This window comes from Azoarcus sp. CIB (genome assembly GCF_001190925.1).
GTDB lineage: Bacteria > Pseudomonadota > Gammaproteobacteria > Burkholderiales > Rhodocyclaceae > Aromatoleum.
The window spans coordinates 1,948,101-1,968,775 of the sequence record NZ_CP011072.1; the positions used below are offsets into that span (position 1 = coordinate 1,948,101).

At 59.0% G+C, this 20,675-nt stretch carries 18 protein-coding genes and 1 pseudogene; 7 read left to right on the forward strand and 12 right to left on the reverse strand.

Going from position 1 to position 20,675, the window contains the following annotated elements; genetic code table 11:
- Positions 1-124 precede the first annotated feature (124 nt).
- The 7 genes and pseudogenes from AzCIB_RS08640 to AzCIB_RS08670 form a co-directional block, all read right to left on the reverse strand.
- Complete coding sequence (locus AzCIB_RS08640) at positions 125-1,180, reverse strand: metallophosphoesterase (protein ID WP_050415518.1); 1,056 nt, start codon at positions 1,178-1,180, stop codon at positions 125-127.
- A 238-nt stretch (positions 1,181-1,418) separates the two neighbouring features.
- Complete coding sequence (locus AzCIB_RS08645) at positions 1,419-1,901, reverse strand: HAD domain-containing protein (RefSeq protein WP_050415519.1); 483 nt, start codon at positions 1,899-1,901, stop codon at positions 1,419-1,421.
- A complete protein-coding gene (locus AzCIB_RS08650) occupies positions 1,901-2,602 on the reverse strand; it encodes a hypothetical protein (protein ID WP_050415520.1) in 702 nt (233 codons plus the stop codon). The genes AzCIB_RS08645 and AzCIB_RS08650 overlap by 1 nt, the downstream gene beginning before the upstream one ends.
- 16 nt (positions 2,603-2,618) lie before the next feature.
- Positions 2,619-3,113, reverse strand: a complete 495-nt coding sequence (locus AzCIB_RS08655) for a 3'-5' exonuclease family protein (protein WP_050415521.1) — start codon at positions 3,111-3,113, stop codon at positions 2,619-2,621.
- 2 nt (positions 3,114-3,115) lie between these two features.
- Positions 3,116-3,886, reverse strand: coding sequence for a metallophosphoesterase (locus AzCIB_RS08660; RefSeq protein WP_050415522.1), 771 nt, complete (start codon positions 3,884-3,886; stop codon positions 3,116-3,118).
- A 148-nt stretch (positions 3,887-4,034) separates the two neighbouring features.
- Positions 4,035-4,760, reverse strand: coding sequence for a metallophosphoesterase family protein (locus tag AzCIB_RS08665; protein WP_050415523.1), 726 nt, complete (start codon positions 4,758-4,760; stop codon positions 4,035-4,037).
- A 678-nt stretch (positions 4,761-5,438) separates the two neighbouring features.
- Positions 5,439-6,530 (reverse strand): annotated as a pseudogene (locus tag AzCIB_RS08670) (IS5 family transposase).
- 557 nt (positions 6,531-7,087) lie between these two features.
- On the opposite strand from AzCIB_RS08670, the gene AzCIB_RS24170 reads away from it, so the two are divergent.
- The 6 genes from AzCIB_RS24170 (at position 7,088) to map (ending at position 14,801) form a co-directional block, all read left to right on the forward strand.
- Positions 7,088-7,729, forward strand: a complete 642-nt coding sequence (locus AzCIB_RS24170; protein ID WP_157058464.1) for a hypothetical protein — start codon at positions 7,088-7,090, stop codon at positions 7,727-7,729.
- Positions 7,719-9,689 carry a hypothetical protein gene (locus AzCIB_RS24175; protein ID WP_157058465.1) on the forward strand — a complete coding sequence of 657 codons (1,971 nt, stop codon included), beginning with the start codon at positions 7,719-7,721 and terminating at the stop codon, positions 9,687-9,689. Before AzCIB_RS24170 ends, AzCIB_RS24175 begins: the two co-directional genes overlap by 11 nt.
- A 12-nt stretch (positions 9,690-9,701) precedes the next feature.
- Positions 9,702-10,730, forward strand: a complete 1,029-nt coding sequence (locus AzCIB_RS24180) for an ATP-binding protein (RefSeq protein ID WP_157058466.1) — start codon at positions 9,702-9,704, stop codon at positions 10,728-10,730.
- 1,903 nt (positions 10,731-12,633) lie between these two features.
- Positions 12,634-13,374 carry a site-specific integrase gene (locus AzCIB_RS08675; RefSeq protein WP_157058467.1) on the forward strand — a complete coding sequence of 247 codons (741 nt, stop codon included), beginning with the start codon at positions 12,634-12,636 and terminating at the stop codon, positions 13,372-13,374.
- 366 nt (positions 13,375-13,740) lie between these two features.
- Positions 13,741-13,974 carry a ParD-like family protein gene (locus tag AzCIB_RS08680; protein ID WP_050415525.1) on the forward strand — a complete coding sequence of 78 codons (234 nt, stop codon included), beginning with the start codon at positions 13,741-13,743 and terminating at the stop codon, positions 13,972-13,974.
- A complete protein-coding gene (map, locus tag AzCIB_RS08685) occupies positions 13,974-14,801 on the forward strand; it encodes a type I methionyl aminopeptidase (protein ID WP_050415526.1) in 828 nt (275 codons plus the stop codon). Before AzCIB_RS08680 ends, map begins: the two co-directional genes overlap by 1 nt.
- Positions 14,802-14,841: 40 nt before the next feature.
- Here map and AzCIB_RS08690 read toward each other — a convergent pair whose 3' ends face one another.
- The 4 genes from AzCIB_RS08690 to AzCIB_RS08705 all read right to left on the reverse strand — a co-directional run bounded on the left by AzCIB_RS08690 (position 14,842) and on the right by AzCIB_RS08705 (position 19,173).
- The gene (locus AzCIB_RS08690) at positions 14,842-16,947 is read right to left on the reverse strand and encodes a DUF1631 family protein (protein WP_050415527.1); all 2,106 of its coding nucleotides are present in this window, start codon (positions 16,945-16,947) and stop codon (positions 14,842-14,844) included.
- 146 nt (positions 16,948-17,093) lie between these two features.
- Positions 17,094-17,639 (reverse strand): methyltransferase family protein, encoded by a 546-nt coding sequence (locus AzCIB_RS08695; RefSeq protein ID WP_050415528.1) that lies wholly within the window; start codon positions 17,637-17,639, stop codon positions 17,094-17,096.
- A 34-nt stretch (positions 17,640-17,673) separates the two neighbouring features.
- Positions 17,674-18,927, reverse strand: a complete 1,254-nt coding sequence (locus AzCIB_RS08700; protein ID WP_050415529.1) for a beta-ketoacyl-[acyl-carrier-protein] synthase family protein — start codon at positions 18,925-18,927, stop codon at positions 17,674-17,676.
- A gap of 3 nt (positions 18,928-18,930) precedes the next feature.
- Positions 18,931-19,173: an acyl carrier protein gene (locus tag AzCIB_RS08705; protein WP_050415530.1), complete on the reverse strand. Its 243-nt coding sequence runs from the start codon at positions 19,171-19,173 to the stop codon at positions 18,931-18,933.
- Between the two features lie 93 nt (positions 19,174-19,266).
- Between AzCIB_RS08705 and AzCIB_RS08710 the strand changes: the two genes are divergently transcribed.
- Positions 19,267-19,962 (forward strand): phosphatase PAP2 family protein, encoded by a 696-nt coding sequence (locus AzCIB_RS08710; RefSeq protein WP_050415531.1) that lies wholly within the window; start codon positions 19,267-19,269, stop codon positions 19,960-19,962.
- Between the two features lie 43 nt (positions 19,963-20,005).
- Here the strand turns inward: AzCIB_RS08710 and AzCIB_RS08715 are convergent, their stop codons facing one another.
- On the reverse strand, positions 20,006-20,512 hold the full coding sequence (locus AzCIB_RS08715) for a GNAT family N-acetyltransferase (RefSeq protein WP_050415532.1): 507 nt from the start codon (positions 20,510-20,512) through the stop codon (positions 20,006-20,008).
- Between the last annotated feature and the right edge of the window lie 163 nt (positions 20,513-20,675).

Consider the following 20,675-nt stretch of genomic DNA (forward strand, 5'->3'; position numbering starts at 1 on the left):
GCGGTTGCTCGTCTCATCTGGGCCGGTGCCAGCCCTTCCCTACTCTCACTTCAATGTCTGCAATACGTCGCAAACTTGACATTACCGCGCAAAGGTTCAGTGACAGACGCGGCTGCAGAAAACCTCATCGCGAATTTTCCGCCCTCTGCCGCCGCCACAGCGCTCTGCGAGGCCTCGGGAACCGCTCGCCAGGCCGCACAACCAATCGCTCACGAAACCCGATTCCTTCACCACGGTTCGGGTGGGCCTCGAAATCCATACGATCTGCAGCGATCCGTTCCAGTGACGCCGCTTCGCTGTAGCCCAGCATCCGGAACATTGCGACGTCAGCATCGACTAGCAACGGCAACGCATACCCGCGAGGATTGCAGATCACCCGCACGCCGTCGCTGTCGAAATCCATCCCGGCGTGCAAGTGTCCATGCACCCAGAGATTCACTCGATTGCGTAACCGGCGCAGGACTTCGCCGTGATCTGACGCGTACAAACCGATTCGGGTCACCGTTTCGCGACTACTCTGTCCGAATCGGGGCCACCGTCGTTCTAAGTAGCCGGGAGCGAGCCCGAACTGCAGCAGTGACGAGTACGTTGGCGAGTGATGTGTAACGACGACCGTTGGAAGCGCCGACCGTTTGCGTAGCATTCGTTGCAACCAGGCCATCGCGCTCACGTGCTCGGCCATGTATACGAAGCTACAGAATTGACGCGACCGCTCGACGTGCTCGGCACGGTCGGCGCAGCCCGTTTCATCGCAGATCTTGCGCAACCGATCGACGTTGTTGCTCGCGCGCAACCAGCGATCAATACGGATTTTGTCGTAATCGCGGATTCTCGCGCGGCCGGCAATCAGCTTATTCCCGCCTCCGAGATCCGCCCAAAGCGTACATCCAAGAAACCGCACGCCCTGGATCTCGACTGCATTCCGCTCGAGTACATGAACCTGCGTGCCAACAGCCAGGCGCCGGGCCTCATCGTGTGCCTCACCGTAGTCGGTATCCCAGTGCTCGTGGTTCCCGAGTACGTACACAACTGGCTTACCGACCGCCGCGAGCCACGGCACTGACACGGCCGGCGGCCCGATGTCACCGGCAGCAACCAGGATGTCGAACTCCAGATCGTCGGGAATCTTGTACAGCCCTGTCTCGAGGTGCAGGTCCGACAGGATGTGCAGCCGCGGCAACGAGGTCTGGATGGGTCGTGATCTCACGTTGACTTCACACTGAAATCAGATGGAAATCAGATGGAAATCTTCCTGATCTCACCCACGCCCCAAGGCGCAGGCGAAGAAGTGCAGCAGGCATTCCCCCAGCCAAAAGCTTTGCGTTAGTTGCTCGAAAAAGCAGCAACCGCTAGAACGCGCGTCGGTCTTGGTGTTTGGCTTGGTCCGCATCGGCTTATCCCCAGTTTTTGTGGATAGGTTACTGCCCGACAGGTACGCGCGGCGCACTGAACCGCGCCCGCAGGGCCGCCGCCTCGTCCTCCCCGAACCCTTCACGGCACAAGATTAGGTTTTGGCAGTCCGCAGGAAAGAGTCGCGGATCGTCATCCAACGCGACCCACGGCCGATCGAGCTGCCGAGTAGATTTCAGATGCTGCTGAATCTCAAGAAACCGCATAGGCTCAGGCTGGTAGTCAGCAGGGTACTGCCGCCGCACCGGCCGCTTGATTTCGGGCGTGCGACCGGTGATGCGAGCCTTCAGCGACTCCGGCACTTCCGCAGCCCATCGCTCCGGCGTAATCGAGCGCCACGACGACGACACCACGACGGCAACGTGAGGGAACTCCTCGAGCACCGCCAGCAGCCGCGGCCAGGACGAAAAGTAGGCGTTCTCCGCATCCAGCAAATCCGGAAGTGGAAAGCACGGATGCAATACGCAGTCGAAGTCGAGGAAGAGGATCACTACACTCTCGCAGAGAACACTTCTACAAGCCGGAAATACGCTTCCGCACGGCCTTCGTCGTCGCCACCGTGCCAGCAGAAGGCAAGGGTTTCGGTCTCAGTCACGTCGTCAATCAACACCATCGGCATCCCGTTGCGGCGGATGTCGATGTCGAGAACCTGCTCGAGTGCAGCGGCAAGCGGGCGAAAGCGCTCGGTCCGGATTTCCGGCAGATGGAACGCTGGCTCGGGACGCGGCTGGCCGGTTACGATCAAACCGTTGTCATCGAAAACACGAACGCCTTTCGACCCGATGACGTAGCTCGCATGAGTCGGCACCCGCGGTGGCGGATGCGGGATGCCACCGTGAGCCTCACATCGCACGTTCATCCAACCATTGCCGCTCAGGTAGCCTCGAGCGCCGCATTCTTCACACACCGACTCCGAGATCCGACCGGCGATCGAAACCAGGCCGGCGATGTACTCGTCGCCGCCGCTTGTGTAAAAGCGCAAGGCGCCGAACTTCTCCTTTACCTGGATTGCGGTCACGTCGAGGCCGGTGTCGTCAGCGTGGCGCTGGATCAGGCCGGACAGACAATCGATCAACTCGAACCAGCCATCACCGCAACCGCTGAAACCCCATTCTGCGGCTTCACGCACTCGGCAATCGCGGAAGAGCGCCAGATAGCGGTTGCGCAGCAGTTCGTCGAGTTCCTTTTTCATTTCGGCTCACCCGATATTATCCCAAGCCTGCAGCCGCCGCGGCTTTCGCAGCCGCATGTGCATAGCGCAGTGCTCGAGCGTCGTGCAGCGCGTGATGCCGCATCAGCGCGTACTGCGCGAAAAAGTACTCTTGGTCGGCCTGCATCTGAGGCGTCGGCGCGATCGGACAGCAGTAATCCGCAAACTGTGCCGGCCAGCCGCCGTTTTCCAACATCAGCTTCCGCAGCAGAGTCCAGTCGTAATCGCTGTCACAGGCAATGACGCCCTCCTCCGGCAGCTTCGTCGCCCACTCGCGAATGCGCGCTGCCGCCTGTGCGGGTTCCTCACCGTAGTGCGGTGAGTTCATCCGCGGCACCACGTCGGCCAGGACAAACTCGGAGGCGTACTTGTACCAATGCGCACCGTCGATTTCGCTGTAGAGCCAGTGGTACCCATCCTCAGCGACGAGCCCGATCGAGATCAGCCGCGGCTGCTCGAAAGCGGTGAACTCGGTGTCAACGTAGATCAGCATGATCAAACCTGTACGATTAGATTTTGCCGGAAGCCAGTTGCAAGCTCGCTGGGATAACCTTTCGGGTTCGCCAGAATCCGTGTCGAACCGATGTTGTAATCACAGGCCACATGCGTATGGCCATGGATCCACAGCGCCGGCTGATGCTCCTGGATCAGCGCTTCAAGGTTCGACGCATATGCGGCAGTAACCAGGTCGTCCCGGAAGCGCTGCGCGATCGACTGCATCGATGGAGCGTGATGCGTGACGACCACCGTCGGGCCGTCGTGTGGACGCGCGAGCTCGTGCGCGAGCCAATCGCGGGCGTATGCGTGGAGCCGCCGGGTGTCGGAGGGTGCCAGCAAGACTGCCGTCGGGCCGTCTTTCAGGATGACGATCTTGAAGTAATCAGTCATCTGACCTTCGGCCGCGTCCATCGCTTCGCTGCGCCGATCGGCGCCGAAGAGCTCGAAGTCGGTCCAGAGTGTCGTGCCGAGAAAGCGCACCCCGTCGATGACGGTCGAGGATTTCTCCAGGAAGAAGCTGCCATCGCGCTCAGCTTCCGCACCCAAGCCCTGCAACTGACGCACCGTCGCGGGCATGTTCCGGCCGTAGAACTCGTGGTTACCCGCGACATAGATCATCCAACGGCCCATCCAGCCCCGAAAGAGCTTGAATCCCTTGGTGCTGCTGTGCACGTCTCCGGCTAGCACGAGCACGTCGTAGTCGAGATCGGAAGGCATCCACCTTTCGCCGAATTCGAGATGAATATCGGAAGCGATGTAGAGCCTCATTCGCCCCCCCGCTCCGGTTTGCGTAAGTCGTCAGTCATGATTCGTCACTCAGTTTTTCGTTGCCGAAATCTGGCCTCCAGTCAATCTCTTGCAACGGCGGGGCATCAGGCGTGCACTGCGAAAGCAGTTGAGCGAGCGTCGGTAGCTCTCAACGCCGCCGAGCTTCGTCGTAGTCGCCGGCCCGAATGACGTTGCCGTCCTGATCGGCGATGCCGCAGAAGCCGACGCCAAAAGCCTGAAAGCCGAGCGCGGTCCTGTGTTGCTGATAGTCGAGGTTGTCGTGTTGATGACCGTGGAACGTCTTTTTTACGGCCATCGAGCGCGCGAGCTCGTCAATTACCGCGAACCCGTTCGGATGGCAACTCGGCGCCTCGTGCGTCACCAGGATGTCGGCCTGCTGTTTAGCCAGGCGCACGTAGTCGGAGTGGAAGATCGACGTGCGATGTTTTCGCGCTTTACCGCTCAAGGGAACGGAGGCTCGTAGCCGAGTTGGTTGCTGTCTCGTCAGCCACGCAATGTATTCGTCATGGCTTTCGTGTCGGATGTTGCCCCCGGTCGGATACCAGATGTCGCCGCGGAACACGCCGCCCAGACCGCCAACGCGCAGGCCGTCGATCACAGCGACGCGCCCATGTAGATTTCGATCGGCGAACTCGCTGTCAAACAGATTCCGGGAAGCCTGATCGCGATCCGCGTCGTGATTGCCCGGAATCCACCAAACTTCACTGAGATCATGAATCGGCGCGACAATCTCGTGCAGCGGCCGCGAGCAATCGAGATCGCCGAGAAAAATAATCGCAGCAGGCATGTCACGCCGCACAATCTCGATCACGTGATCGAAGTGCCCGTGTACGTCACCAATAAAATAGATCATCCTCAAGACTTCCTACTCTCTTGAACTTACCGCGAACCTCCTTCGCGCACTCGCGAACGTCCGCCTCCGCACACGGACTCAAGTCACTTATATCTCATTTCTCGCGCTCTCAACGTGAGCATCACTGGCCACGATTAGTAGCTTAGAGCGACATTTTCGGTGTGGCAACAAGAAATAACTAAAATGGTGCCATAGATATCTAATACACCATTTGCCGCTCAAATTTCTTAATTCAGGGCGAAGTCACACTAATCTTACATAAGTTATGTGTCGCGCCGGGAGCGAGTGAAGCTCGTCTTGTCGTTCAAATGAACTGAATTGCTGCATCCAGCATTTGCCGCGTTCACGAATGAATGGCCCACGGTTCCCTGGTGGAACCCTGTGGACGAGTTGTGAAAGAACTTCCGAAAGGCCCCCGCGGAAAGTTCGAGCACATCTCTAAACTGCATTCTGAACTCAAAGCGCACCCCTGAGCGCACATGCCCGGCGTTCCGACAACCCCCGCCTTCGGTGCTCCTGTTCTAGCAGGGTGATGCAAAAACGGACGATCCCGCGACCTGACCGGTGCTGGCATTGATGATCACGACGACTTCCGCGACAGAATTGGATTTTCAATCCACTTCGAATTGCCGAAGAGGTCGTTCGTGTTCGCCGCGAGGCCCCCTTCTGCGGCAGGGCTCACGCCGTCACCTCCGCGTCGGTCAATCTCGCGATTCTCAGAAGGTTGTAGGCCGCTCCCGGTATGAAGGCCGCCATCTGCGTTTTTGCCTGCCCTACAAATCGTGTCTTGCGCATTCCCCCAACCGTCTTCAATCAACCGAAGATTTCCTCCACGCGTTTTCGTTTTCGCTGGCTGATTCGATAGCCCTCGGTACTGGTCGTGCGGCTATCGAGACCCGGCGTCTTGCGATCGTCAATTCTCGCGATATGAGGGCGAATGCGATGTTCGCGCAAGTGCGCGACGAAATCCTTCACGTGATAGCCCTTGTCGGCACCCAGCGTCTTGGGATGGATGCGACGACGGCGGGCTCGCGTGAGCAGCGATCGGGCAGCGCGGTGTTCGGCCTGCGTCGATTCGGTCACGAGAATGTCAACGCACAACCCGTTGCGGTTCTCCATGAGCACATGCCCGCCGTAGCTGAGCTTGGCGGGCTGGCCGTTGCCCTTTCTCATGAGGCGGGAGTCTGGATCGGTCGTGCTCTGATGAGTGGCATTCGAGCGCTTTTCACCCTTGAAATAGGCCATCCCGGTGCCGTCTCCCCCGTCCTTGGGCGGCTCGCCATCCTTGCGCTTGAAACTCTTGAACGATGCCCAGGCCTCGATCAGCGTCCCCTCGACAGTGCAGTGATCGGACGACAGCAATTGCTGTCGCCGCGCAAGGCTCACCACCTCATCGAAGAAGCGGCGGGCAATATCGGTATCGACCAGGCGTTCGCGCAGGCGGCTGAAATTGGATTGGTCCAGTCCGGCGCTCTCGAGGTCCATGTCGAGGAACCAGCGAAAGAGAATGTTGTAGTCGAGCTGCTCGCAGAACTGTCGATCGGAGCGGACCGAATACAGCGCGATCAGCAATTGCCCCTTCAATAACCGCTCCGGTGCAATCGATGGCCGCCCGACCTTCGAATACTGCGCATCCAGCTCGCTCGAAATCGCGCCCAGCGCCCGATCGGCCAGCTGCTTGACCTTCCGCAGCGGATGATCGGCCGGAACCCGCGACTCCGGCGAGAAGTAGTGGAACATCGAAGATTGAGGATCGAGTTGGCCGCGCATCGTGTCAGGACAAGGGTTACGGAGACCAAACTATGACAAACCGCTCGCAGAATCGTTCACTGGGTTCTGCATCACCCTGCTAGCCGGCGAAGCCGCTCACCGCATCGGCGTTGATCGCCAAAGAACCATTTGCAACACGACGTAACAGGACCAAATGTACTAAATACACGATCAGTCTCGTTCAAATCGACGTTCGGTTTCCGAGCTTTCACCTCTCCCTTCCATGAAAATGTCTGATTCTCATCCCTATCCCCCCGATCGGCACCTTGTCGGGTAGGTGGTGACTGATCTATCTGATTTACGGTTTCGTGCGAAATCAACGATTTTATCGTACCCGATACTTCGGTCGCTCTATTTGAAAAAATCCGCTTCTGAGCCATGTTGAAGCGTGGCAAATGGAGATTGCCGCTTTCGATGCTCAGGTTGGCCGTTAGTGCAGGGTACGAAATCTCTGTCAGATCCTATGCGGAGGAATTGTGGCTAATACACCAAACTCGACGTCAAGCGGAAGACTTGGCACGAAATCGCGGAATAAACTCGTCGTATCGCATTCAATAATGAATGCTGCTCAGTCCAAAATCTATTACGCGTACAGTCCTAAGAGCGACCAAGACTACGTGCTCAGGGGTGATTTGCAGTGGGCACATTTTCTGTACGTCGAGTCTGATGTCTCGATCGCGCACGCCGACTATAAACCGTGCACGCATACAATTATCGTTGCTACCGCTCCATTCAAAACAAATTTCGATGCCCTTGTGACACTCAGAAACGGTCGAACGGAATATCGAGAAGTGCGGTCATCCATGTCGTTGCAGAAACTCAGTAACGCGGCCCGCCAGGAGTGGCGGGAAAAAGTCGAGGCAGCAGAGAGGGCCGATGTAAATTATCGACGATACACAGAGCTCGAAATCTTAGATCGGCCACAAAAAATTGCAAACTGGATGCGCATAATTGCTTGGTTGGCGGCGACGCGAGGACGCTCGCTGCACGCAGAGACCCTTGCTTTGGGCTCGATCATCCACGCGCGCGGAGGTGTAACCTTCGCCGAAATTCGAGCCCTCGGGGAGGGCGCTAGTCAAGCTACCTATATTGCGGCCGCATTCAGGGGAATACAAAACGGTATTTTTAAAGCTGATCTCGAGTACTCTGCTTTGACGGCGAATACCCTCGTTGAAGAAGGAAGTCAACATGAGTCGTAAGATTTGTCACTTCACTTATGGGACCCTACCCCCGGATTACGCGGACACCAGCCGCTGGCGGGCAGTTGACGAGGACGCGCTTCAAGATGACGAGCGAGGCCGTTTCGTACGCCTTCGAGAGGCGATTAAAGACTACATTAAGACGGGGAAGCTTAGTGCGATAAGTAAGGCCTCGGGTTACTCCGAGGACGAAATTATTAGGCAGCTAAACCGGTGCACCGAAGTCAGCTCGGACGGACAACTGGTCGGGTGGCAAGCGCTCATAAAATTTTTGCGTGTTGCACCCTACGTCCGCGAGGCTCCACTTCCGGCGGGTCCTGCCGGAGCGGTGACTGGTTTTTCCGGCGCCTTTTCAAAATTTCTCCTCGATCATTGTGAAATCACCACTAAACTTAATGAAGTAATCACAAAAAATGAAAGTGAAGACAAGATCAATGAGTCGAAAAAATCCATCCGGCAACTGACCAAGGATTTTGCTGGATGGTGCAAATCGGCTGGCGTCCGAGAGGATGAGTACCCGCTGAACTCAAAATCGCTAGCCAGAAAATCAATCGAGCGGTATGTGAGGGAAATGACGCGTACTCAGCGTTCTGCGTTAGAAGCAAGGTATGGCACGCGTGCCGCACATCGATTAAATGTAGCCACAGGAGAAGCGAGCTTCCCCCAAGCGCTGGCGCCCTACGACGTGGCTGGCTTTGACGCTCATGAAGAGCACTGCATCGCGTGTGTTGTGATCGATGGGCCCGCGGGTCCGCAGGCTATTGCAATTGAACGGCTCTGGATAGACTGTATTGTCGATTATCTCAGTCGCACGATTCTCGGTTACTGCGTGGGGATACGAACTGAGGTTTCGTCTGCAGTTATTGAAGAAGCATTTCGCTTTATAGAAACTCCGTGGGCGCCAAGGCCACTAAGCATTCCTGGAATGACATATATAGAAGGCGCGGGTTTTCCCTGCGGCGTTATCCCCGAACTACTAGGATGCTTTCCTGCGCTTCTGAAGTGCGACAATGCGCAAGCGCATTTGTCGAATCGAATTTCTGAGAAAGCCAGACGGCGCATGGGCTGCGTCATTACTTACGGTAAGCTCGGCGCATGGGAACACAATCATGCGGTGGAACGTGTCTTTAAGACCCTCGAAATCTACGGTTTTCAACGATTACCGTCATCTACAGGATCAAACTCACAAGATCCTCTGAGGCCGAAGAATCCCGCGGCGGAAGCCGTTAAGCACGTGATTAGATGGGAAGAACTCATTGATCTCACGGATGTAATTTTGGCGAATTATAACGCAACCCCGAATAGAGGCTTGGGTGGTCAGTCGCCTCTGCAGGTACTTCGCAACCATCTGACTCTAATCCCGAGTTTTCTTCCGCGACCGTTACCACCACCAACAATCGGGTGTCCCGAGTTCGGCATCGTCGTCGAAACGAAGTCGGTTCGTGGGAACGTGAAGGAAGGACGACGTCCATATATCCAAATCGACAAAGTTCACTATACGAGTCCAGTGCTTTCGTCCTCATTTGGACTTGTCGGTAGGTCGCTCCGTATTCACATCAGGGAGGAGGATATGCGCGTCGTACATGCCTACCTTGAGTCGGGCGTCGAGCTGGGGTCGTTACGGGCTCAAGGGGGATGGGGCCGAACACCGCACACACGAGAAATGCGGAAGCAAATAAACCTTCTCTGCGATTCAAAGGAGATCTGCTTAGGATCGGGTGATGACCCGGTCCAAAAGCTTCTGGAGTATTACGCGAGCAAGACGTACAAGGAAGGGCTCAAGCGACCTGCCGCTGTCTCTCGCTCGGGCACTAAGCTTGCAAACGCTTCAAACGTGTCTGGTCTTCCAATCCCCACCGTCAAGGAGCCTCGGCGTACTGAAACAGCGGATCTCGAGGGAAGTCCCGCTCGTCCACTTCCTTCAAGCATGAAGATCCCGGATTGGAAAACTTTGCATTAGGAGTGCCACATTATGACGAATGATCTATCTGTGACGGGGCCGGCGGGGGAGGAGAGGCTGCCGCTTCAGGAGTCCCCCTTCCTGCTGCGAAGCGGAGCTCGCGAAACAGCTTTCGAGAGACATCCGATCGTACTTGATCGTGCCAAGTTTCCAACATTATCGATCAGAAACGTATACAAAATCATTTCTCAAGCCGTCGTACACCGCGAATCAGGAGTTGCGTTTATTGCGGATTACCGGTTTGGGAAGACATATGCGATCGATGCCCTAATAAAGCAATTTCATAGCAACTTCAAAGTTGCAGTTTGCTCGGTGGTGGCCAAACACCACGATCGTAGTAGTGAAGTAAGCTTCTATACGGACCTCCTGTCAGACTGCGGACATACCGGAGCGACTATCGGTCGAACAGCAGTCGAACGTCGTGCCCGGTTACTTCGAATGTGGATCGCAGACGTACAAGATACCGGTAGCGACTGCCTTTTACTTTTCGTAGATGAGGCGCAGAGCTGGCATGAAGAGCAATGGACGTTTCTTCGCGACCTATCGAATGATTTGCAGCGTCCTCCGTACGAAATTCGCCTAATCACTGTCTCCTTCGCGCAACCGTTGTTCCGAGCGATTCGAGAAAGTCTATTAGGGGCGGAACGCATGGATCTTGTCGCTCGCTTCATGCTAAGAGTTAATCAATTTAAGGGAATTGGATCGATTGAAGATGCTACGGCATTATTTGAGATGTACGACGATCCGAATGTGTCAGAACACCCTGCGCGTAGCGGAATTAGTTACAGCAATTTCTTTCGTCCCAAAGAGTATTTTGAGGGGTGGCGCTTACAAAATGAGGCAGCCGACTGTTGGTCAGCGTTTGTTGCAGCAGCAGGCAAGAAAGGGGGGCAGCCAGAAGTTGGAATGCTATGGATGGCGAGCGCGGTCAGAAATTATCTTTACCTGCACTGGAATATGGAACATGGAGGAAAAATCCCGGACCAAAATATTTGGACCATGGCGGTTGCAGAGTCAGATTATATTTCATCCATAGCTTAACGCGGATCCTGTGTTCTTTGAGCCAGACGATTTCAAACGTCCCACTGATGTTCGCATTGTTGAACACTTTGTATGGCGTGCCCGGTGGTCCTATCCGTACGAGGGGCCTCTCACACTATTGTGGAAGATAGCGGAAGCGAATGTTCTTAATCCGACTCAACTCTGTCAGGCCCTGTGGGGAAAACGACTCGTTCTTAACGCTGTTCCTCGTGTACATGGACGAACTTTATTGGCGCCGGAGTGGATGACTTCAGCGACGGACAATTTAGGAGAAAGGATGCGCGCGCGGGGGCTGGACGTCGTTTCTAGTCGATGGGCGACGGTACTGGCATCCGATTCACACATTAGGTATTGTCGCTCGTGTCTCTCCGAGGGCTATCAGTCGATTTTCTGCCAGATAGACGGTTTGCTTGAGTGCCCGATTCACCGCGAACCTCTTTACTCTGTGTGTCACGCATGCGGCGCACCGACAGCGCGTTATGCTCTCACTTATTTATCCATGGCAGTCCCGTTCAAGTGCCCCCTGTGCCAGTCGTTTTACGGTGATCGGCCCTTTTCAATTCTTGCCGGAAACCATTCTTCACAAGACAACAGCTACTTTGAGCCGTACGCCGCGCTGTTTCGGTGGCTCTTACAAATCGGTTCGCCCCTGGTGTCGTGGCCCACTCTTCGTGACTGGCACTGGGGCGATGATCGTGCACTATTGCAAGGCGAGCGCAGCCGCGCAATATTTTGCATCCTTACTCGTTTACACCCCATTGAGGTAAAGGGCTCATTGGCAGTCGATCACTCTCGAATCGCGCTACACGTCCATCGCGTCCCCCCTGCGGAGGTTTCCGTAATTGCCTTGCCTAACTCCGATGACTCGGGTAACGAACGGGTACGGCGTACGCATCTTTTCCGTTCTTTGCGTCGGCATCTTATGAGGAGTCTGTTGCGCAGACATCGGAGATGCGTGGCTGGTGCGCTGGAGCGCTTAACGATTAATTGGGATTCATTGGAGATGTATCCCACCAGTGAAATCTGCCCGTTGGCATTTGGCTTTCTCCTTTGGCGACACCATTTTGAGGAGCCAGACTTGCTAAGGGAACCGCATCGCGGCCTTTGCCTCCGAACGTCAGTTCTTAACTGGCCAGGACAGACCGGCGTCACCACCAAGGCCTGGGGAAGCTTTGCTTCGATGTCCTTCGCGGCTTGTTTTCAAGTCGCGATTGAATGGGCTACGGAATCTGCGGCGTTGGCGGACTTGGACGAGAAGGCTAGAGAAGTGAGATTTCGAGAGCTAGTGGGTATGTTTCGGGTAAAACTCAGCCCACGCATTCTCGCGTGGCCATCTTTAGTCACCTGTATCCGTTTGGCCGACGAGGCATGCCGAGAGCAGGTACTTGCCGTTGTCCGCATGCATAGTCGGCCCGACGGCAACGAGAACTGCTGCGCTCAGTGGACCAGCTTAGGTTTTCTAGCGAAATGACGTGATTTCATGGTCCAAATCACTCCTCTGGAGCGCCTATGCGTCCCTACGGAACTTGACGGGCGCCAGGGCACGCACCGACTCCCGCGTGAGAAGTGCCTGCTTCGTGTCGATACGGACATTGAGGCCGTACTACTTTGGTTAAATCAGTACGAGGACACCCCGGCGCACCCGATCTATCGATGGGCAGTCGAGCGATTAATTAATTGGGCGCTCGTTTCGCGAAACACCTCATTGTCATCATTAAATGCCGACGATTTTGATGCATTCAGTGCCTTTCTATGCGATCCGTGCCCGGAGGAGTACTGGGTGTCTCCATTAGTAAGGTCCCGACGCCACGATGAGTGGCGTCCAGCGCACGGCCCCCTAACAGCTCAATCTCGCTTAAGCATGTTGCGGATATTGAAACGCATGTGCAACTGGCTAGGGGACATGGGCTACTGCAATGTGGGGCGCCGTCTCTCCCAGCTTACAAAAGGTGGAACAATCAACCCTGGGTCTTTGGCGTGTGGTGTGAGCTTGGTATCAACTACGCAGAAGATTTCTCTTGAAGACTGGCTGCTATTGCGCCGCGCATTGAATTGCCGGGAAGGGGATACCGGAGAATTGGGCGAGCGTCTGGCCGTCGAGTTGCTCTATTATGGGAACCTGACAATCAAGGAGATCAATGCATTAAGGATTGGTGATCTGCTCTGGGACGAACACCCACCCTGTCTTTTTATCCGCAAACGCCAAGAGCACATTTATCTCTTTCCGCCATTACTCGCGACGTTAAGGAGCCTGCCAGATCTCTGGATTAGAAATACCTTTCCTGAGCCTGGGTTCCAGGGGGCGACGATAACGTCGACGCCTGGTGAGCGAATGGTTGCGGTGAAGGATGTCACGAAATTAATAAATCGGGCGCTCATGGGTGCTGGCGAATATGCGGGCAGTTTGGGGCTGTCGGATGCAGCGGCGCGATTCGGCAGGATGAGCCCTCGGAATTTACGTCACGCCATCGTTTTCCACGCACAACAACTGCACGCGGAGACCGCCTTATGGCTGACAACCGGATCTCGGCAAGTGGCGGTGCCCGGGATTCTAGCGTACCTTCCGGCGCGAGCGCGCCTTAGCGAGGTAGAAGTATCACACGCTTTTGAGATGCTGAAACTGTGCTGGGAGGATGCCTTCTAGGACTCGGAGGGAAATCTCACGAAGTTCCCGGTCCGGAGGCACGGGGTTCTGCTGCCGAAGCGCACCCATGCGCAAGTCACGCGCAGCAATAGCAGTTAGCCCTTTTCTGATTCACCTACTAGATTTTGTCTCGGGCGCACCTTCGTACTCCGACATGGAATATTGCGTCCTCGAGTTTTAGGCGACCCCTTTACTCGGAGGATTAGTTCCCACCTTGTTTGACTCTAATTATTGCGTCCAAAAAATGGGAATAAAGTTTCCGAGTTCTGCGGCATAAATGGTGGATTTATCTATCCCCTTCGAGTTGACACTGCTAGGAATTTCTTGTCCAGTTGCTCATATACAGACCGTACATAGGGTGACCTTGTGGGAATCGTCAAGATCTCGGAGCAGATGCATGAAGCCCTGCGCCGGACGAGCGGCGCGCTCAGCCGCTCCATCAACAGCCAGGCCGAACATTGGCTGCGCGTCGGCATGCTCGCGGAGCTCAATCCGACGCTGCGCTACAGCGAAATCTGCCAGATTCTGATCCAGGAGGAAGAGGCGCACGGCGTACCCGAAGCGCCCTCTCCGCTGACGAACCTGAGCAAGGTGGCCTGATGGCAAAGAAGCAGCAGGTCCCGATCCGCTCGCAGGCTGAGATCGACATGTCCCGCCGCGCCGGCGCGCTGGCCGCCGACGTCCTTCGCATGATCGGAGAACACGTCCGGCCCGGCGTCACCACCGACGAACTCGACCGCATCTGCCACGACTACATCGTCAACGTGCAGCAGGCCATTCCGGCGAATATCGGCTATCACGGCTACCCGAAGACGATCTGCGCCTCCGCCAACCACGTCGTCTGCCACGGTATCCCGTCCGCCAAGCGCCTGACCAGCGGCGACATCCTCAACATCGACGTCGCCGTCATCAAGGACGGCTGGTTCGGCGACAGCAGCCGCATGTACTTCGTCGGCAAGCCCGGCGTCCTTGCCAGACGCCTCGTCCGGACCACCTACGAAGCCATGCGCGCCGGCATCCTCGCCGTCCGCCCCGGGGCCACGCTCGGCGACATCGGCCACGCCATTCAGACCGTCGCCCACCGCGAAGGCTTTACCGTCGTCCGCGAGTATTGCGGCCACGGCATCGGCGACGTGTACCACGACGAACCGCAAGTCCTTCACTACGGCCGCCCCGGCGCCGGCCTGACGCTCGAACCCGGCATGGTCTTCACGATCGAGCCCATGATCAACGCCGGCCGCCCCGAAACCCGCGAACTGGGCGATGGCTGGACGGTGGTCACCAAGGACCATTCGCTGTCGGCGCAGTGGGAGCACATGGTGGCGGTGACGGCGGACGGTTTCGAGATTCTTACCCCTTGGCCGGATGGGTATGGGGAATATCTGCCTATCGAGGCGGGAGCTCTTGTGCCGGCACAAGCCCTTTGAGTGAATGGTTCTGAACGAAAGCCGCTACTGAATTCGTGCGTCAGGGACGCTGGTCAAGCGACCTGATGGCGCCATGGATGGCTCGCTCGAAGATCGGCCGGTCGAGCTTCACGATCTGCGCCGTACCGTTCTTCAGTCGCACGGCCAGCGCTTCGGGCGTGATCGATATTGCGCAGGGCGAGGCGCTGTTGCTGAACAGGAAGAGCGTGCGGCTCCGGTTGATCCACGTTAGGCGCTCACGGCGAGTTTGTGCCGCCGTGGTGAAGTCCACCCAGTCGCCTCGCACCAACTGACGCACGCGGCGGAGGTCCGCACGATCCGGTGCGTTTCCCCCGTCGAGGCCGTCGCTGGCCGGAAGCGAGATGTCCTGGACGCGGACACCGATGTCCGTCGCGTGGCTGACCTGCAGGGTCGGTCCGGCGCTGCGCGGGCGCGCCCTCACGACCTTTGCCCCCTTCGCGGCGCCGGATTTTTTCGCCCGCATGGCGGCGAGTTGCAGGTCAAGCAGCGTGTCCAGAAAGGCCTTCCGCTCGGTGGGCGCCGAACCAATCTCGTCGAAACCGACGTTGATCTCACTCAGCAGTGCCGGCAGCGAAGCGGCCTGCCGCTGCTGGTCCCCCGCCAGATGCTTTGGCGTTACCGAACACAGCAAATCGGTGGCGACCTGAAGGGCCTCGGCGGTCGGCGCACCTTCCTCGCCGGCCTGCGAGATGCGGCTCTGCACGACGTCGCGCCAGTAGCTGCGGAGGAACTCCTCGATCTCCAACGGTGCCTCCGGCACCAGCACGCGGGCGATGCAGGCATCCGCCAACTTCTGGGCCCGTGCCTGGGCTTCGCGCTTGAGGCGCATGTCCTCCTCGCGGGCGAGCACCGCGTCGGCCAGCGCGCGGTTCTGCTGTTCGTCGCGTTCCTCGCACTCGGAGAGGAAGGCGTCCAGCTCGGCGTTGGCGGATTCGAACACCGCCATGTCGCCGTCGTAGGTACTCTGCACCTTGTCGACCAGCTCGGAGAGCTTTAGATAAAACGGGTCCTCGGCGTTAACAACCTTGCCCCAGCGCACGGCGACCACCGAAAGACTGTCGAGGAAGAGCCGCGCGGGGTGGCCGCGGTCGGCGAAGAAGCGCTGGTTGAGCATGGCGGCCTGCAGCACCGTCGTCTGCAGGCGGGCCACCAGCGCCTTGATGCCGTCCGAGACGTTGGGATCGCTGAAAATCAGGTCGAACAGCTTGACGACGATGTCGAGCGTCACGGACTCAAGCGGCTTCACGTCGCGCGCGGCCCCGCTGTCGCGCACCATGCGCACGACGTTGGTGTGTGTGCCGGGCGCTACCGCCAATGGCGCCGCCTGCAGAGTCTTCAGTGAGTTGAACAGCTCCTGGCTGGCAGTCCCCGACTTGGGCATCTCCCTGGCGCCCGTCTCCTTGGTACGCGCCTCGACCAGGCGGTCCAGGGCGCTGGCCACCCTGGTGGATTCCTCCGCCACCTCGTGGGCGTCAATCGGGATCGTGTCCCGGTAACTGCGCTTGAGCGACGGCAGGATGTCGGCCTCGATCATCGCCTCGTTGACCACCCGATAGAGTTGCGGCATCTCTATGGCCATCTGGTCGCCGATCAATTGCAGCAACAGGATGAGCGGGCCCGTGTCGGTCGTGACCTCGACGCAGGCCGCCTCGATGCAGGACCACAGCGCCGACACATTGAAGGTCTTGTCACCGGGCGGCACGGCCCTGCGCAGGACGAGGTAATTGATTCGCCGCTCCAGCGGCTTGGTCTCGTCGCGGCAGGCCAGGGTCACGCGATCGAGCACCTCGCGCATTGCCAGCTGGACGGATTCCTCCGCGGCGCTCAGCAGACGCAGGTTCTCCTGGTCGGCCAGGCCATAGCCCGACTTCGCAGCTTCCACGGCGCGCGCCGCGAGATTGGCCCGGAGGGATGCGGCCACCTTTTCCCAGTGTGTCGGAAGGGCCAGCTTGAGCGACGCGGCGGCTCTGCTCTCGGCGCGGTCGCGGCTGGTATTGCCGCGCGCGGTCGCCATCTGAGTCAGCGCGGGCCCCAGTTCCTCGAACAACTCGCAGAGGTCGTTTTCCATCTGCGAGCGGCAACCCGCCACGAGCTCACCGAGGGGTGCGGCAACTTTTTCGGTCATGTCCGGCCTGATCACGAGAATCGTTTGGCCCAATTATCACATTTGCACGTTGTCATGAAGCGACCGCGCGCAGATTCCGGCCTGAACGCCGCGGCGCCCTGCCTCGTTGTGCGAGCGGCCCCTCCTCCGAATTGACGATTCCCCGTTCAAAACAGCCACGGGATGAAACGGCGCGTGCCTCGCATGTAGTCGCTATAGGCCTGGCCGAAATAGGCGATGCATTCCTTTTCGTCGGCCAGCGCGGTCAGCAGTACGCAGGCGCTGCCGAACAGGGCGAGCGCAAAGGCCGGCCAACTGGCGGCGCGGAAGAACATGCCCCAGTCGAGGGCGAGCAGCGCGCTGTACATCGGGTGGCGGATCAGGCCGAAGACGCCGCCGGTAATGAGCTCGGTGGTTTTTTCCCAGCCGTAGAGCGAGCTGTCCTCGCGGCGGGCCGCATCGCGCTTACCCTGACGGCGCAGGGCGATGAAGCCGAAGACCAGCGGCAGCAGGCTCAGCTGCAGGAGGGTTTCGGAAATCAGCTGATCGCCGGTTGATTCCCGGTTGAGAACGGTCAGCGCGAGGATCGTCTCCCAGGCGAAGAAGCGGTAGAAGCCGTGGCTGCCGGGATTGCGCAGCGGCTTGCGCGAGAACCACAGCAGGCCTGCGGTGCCGGTGAGGATCAGCGGCAGATTGGCGATCGGCAGGTTCATGGGCTCTCCGGCGAAACGGCAAATCTTCGCGGTCTTACTGGCGCACGGCGCGGAAGACGAGGACTGCGTTGCTGCCGCCGAAGGCGAAGGAATTCGACAGTGCAGCGCGCGGCGCCACGCCTGAACGGGCGACGGTTAGGTGTTCGACGCCGGTACACGCGGGATCCAGATTGTCGGCAAGGTTTACGGTGGGCGGCAGGACGTCGTCGCGCAGCGCGAGCACGGAGGCGATCGCCTCGATGGCGCCGGCGGCACCGAGCAGGTGGCCGTGCATGGACTTGGTTGCGCTGACCGGCAGCGTCTTCGCGCGCTCGCCGAACACGGATTTCAGCGCCGCAATCTCCACTGGGTCGCCTTCGGCGGTGGCGGTGCCGTGGGCGTTGATGTAGTCGATGTCGTCGGCGGCCAGCCCGGCGTCGGCGAGCGCCGCCTGCAGGGCGCGGATCTGGCCGGCAGCTTCGGGACGCACGAGGTGGCTGTGGTCGCAGCTCGCGCCATAGCCGACGATCTCGCCGTGGATGGTCGCGCCGCGGGCGAGGGCGTGATCCCAATCCTCGAGGACCAGCGCGGCCCCGCCTTCGCCGAGCACCAGGCCGCGGCGGTCGGCGGCGAAGGGGCGGCAGGCAGCGGGCGAGGTTTGGGCGTCGCCGGGGGCCATGACGCGCAGGGCTTCCCAGGCGCGCGCGACGCCGTAGGCCTGCGGCACGTCGGAGCCGCCGGTAACCATGATCGTCGCCTCGCCCGAGCGGACGCGCCGGAAGGCTTCGCCGATCGCAACGGCCGAGGAGGCGCAGGCAACGGTGTGGCTGGTGCTGACGCCGCCCAAACCCAGCTGGATCGAGATGTGGGCGTTGGCGGCGTTGTTCATGCCGAGCAGCACCGAGAGCGGCGACAGGCGTTCGCGTCCCCGCTGCCACAGTTCGCGGTAGCCCTTTTCATAGGCGAGGGTGCCGCCGAGCGCGGTGCCCCAGGACACGCCCCACTCGTCGCGCGATTCGTCGCCGGAAGTGCGCGCGAGACCGGCGGAGTCCCATGCGTCGAAGGCGGCCGCCATGCCGAGCTGGGCGAAGCGATCCATCATCGCGGCCAGCGGTTTGCCGAGCGCGGCATCGGCATCGAAGGCCGGACACGCGACGAAGGGGATCGACAAGGGCCGCGGCTGGTCGTCGGTGAGCAGGTGGCGGATCGCCGATTCGCCGGCGCACAGCCGGGTGAAGAAATCCGCGAGATCGCCGCCGTAGGGGCTGACCAGCCCGAGGCCCGTAATCGCAACCCGACGCCGGACCATGACTCAGCTCGCGTTCGCGGCGGTGATCAGGCCATCCATGGCCGCCACCATGTCGCCCACGCTGTTCGGATTTTCGAGATCGTTCGGGACCTTGATCCCGAAGCGGTCCTCGAACGCGAACAACAGTTCGAGCATCATCAGCGAGTCGACGCCGAGGTCGACCAACTGCGCATCTGAAACAACCTTTTCGGAAGCAACGCCGAGGCGCTCGTCGAGAAATTCGCGAATAAGTGCAATTGAATTCATAGGGCGCGAATTTTATATGAAATCAAATGTTTCACCATAGATTCGTCGGCCATTTCCGGTGTTTTCGCCGATGTTTGATACTATCCGGCGGCCATGCCGACACTCCCCGCCCTGCCGCTGGTCGCGGCCCCTCGCCTCGCCTGGTTCCGCCAACTGGCTGCCCGTTTCGCCATTCTCTGGCCACTGAAAGCGGCGGGAACCATGATTTTCATGGTGCTATTCTTCTGGGGCTATTTCACGGTTCTCCGCCATCCGCTGACGGCGCCGACGATGATGCCCCGCCTCGTCGTCGATGAATGGATTCCCTTCACCGCCGCTGCGTTTCCGGTCTACGCAAGCTTGTGGGTGTATGTGTCGCTGCCGCCCGCCTTCATTGGCAGCCTGCGCCCCCTGCTGTGGTTCGGCGCGTGGATCTCGGCGCTGTGCCTGTTCTGCCTTAGCATTTACTGGCTGTTTCCGACCGCGGTGCCGGCGGCGGGCATCGACTGGTCGGCTTATCCGCAGCTGGCCGCGATCAAGAATGTGGACGCGGCCGGCAACGCCTGCCCGTCGCTGCATGTCGCTTCGTCGGTTTTCACGGCGCTGTGGCTCGAGCGCATCGCCCGGGCGGTAGGGGCGCCGGCGGCGCTGCGCTGGGGAAACGCCCTACTCTGCGCGGCAATTGTGTGGTCGACGATGGCCACCCGTCAGCATGTCGTGTTCGATGTCATCGCCGGCATCGTCGTCGGCCTGGCCTTCGCGCTGCCGTCCTTGCGGCATGTGGCGCGGCTGGCGCCGAAAGAGCTCTGAGAATACGGCCTCGCGCAACACTCCAGCGCGGCGTCATCGTGCTTCAGGTGATAGGGACCGGGTGATTCCCGAGCGGCTTCTGCCAGAACAGCGCACTGCCTGCGCGTATATCGAGCGTGTAATCGCGGAAACCGAACTTCGCATAAGCGGCCCGCGCCGCTTCATTCCCGCTGAGCACCTCCAGCGTGATCTTGCAGCATCCCCGGTCTCTGGCCGCGGCTTCCACCGCCTCCAGCAGATGCTGGCTCACACCACGTCCGCGGTACGCCGCGAGAACGACGAAATCGTGGATGTTGATCAGCGGCCTTGCGGCGAAGGTGGAAAACGCTTCGAAGCAATTCGCCAGCCCAATCGCGACGCCATCCGCGTAGGCGATCAGGCTGAAGGCATGCGGCAGGCGTGCGAGCTCGCGCACGACCCTTTCCTTTACCTCGGCCGGCAACGCCTCGCCGCCCCCCATCGGGTCGCGCGCATAGGCGTCGAGTAGCTCGATAATGGCATTTGCATGAACCGGGTCGTGATAATCGGCACGAATGACTTCGATGGACACGTGTATTTTCTCGGACGTTCATTTCGGGCGAAGCACAATCATACCGCGGCGGATTGCTCCTGCTCGCGGACCTGCGCTCCGGCGGCATCCGCATCACCGTTTTCGTATACGCACTGCAGCAAAACCGGGCAGAGTTACACCATGCAGAGAACGAACGGCAGGA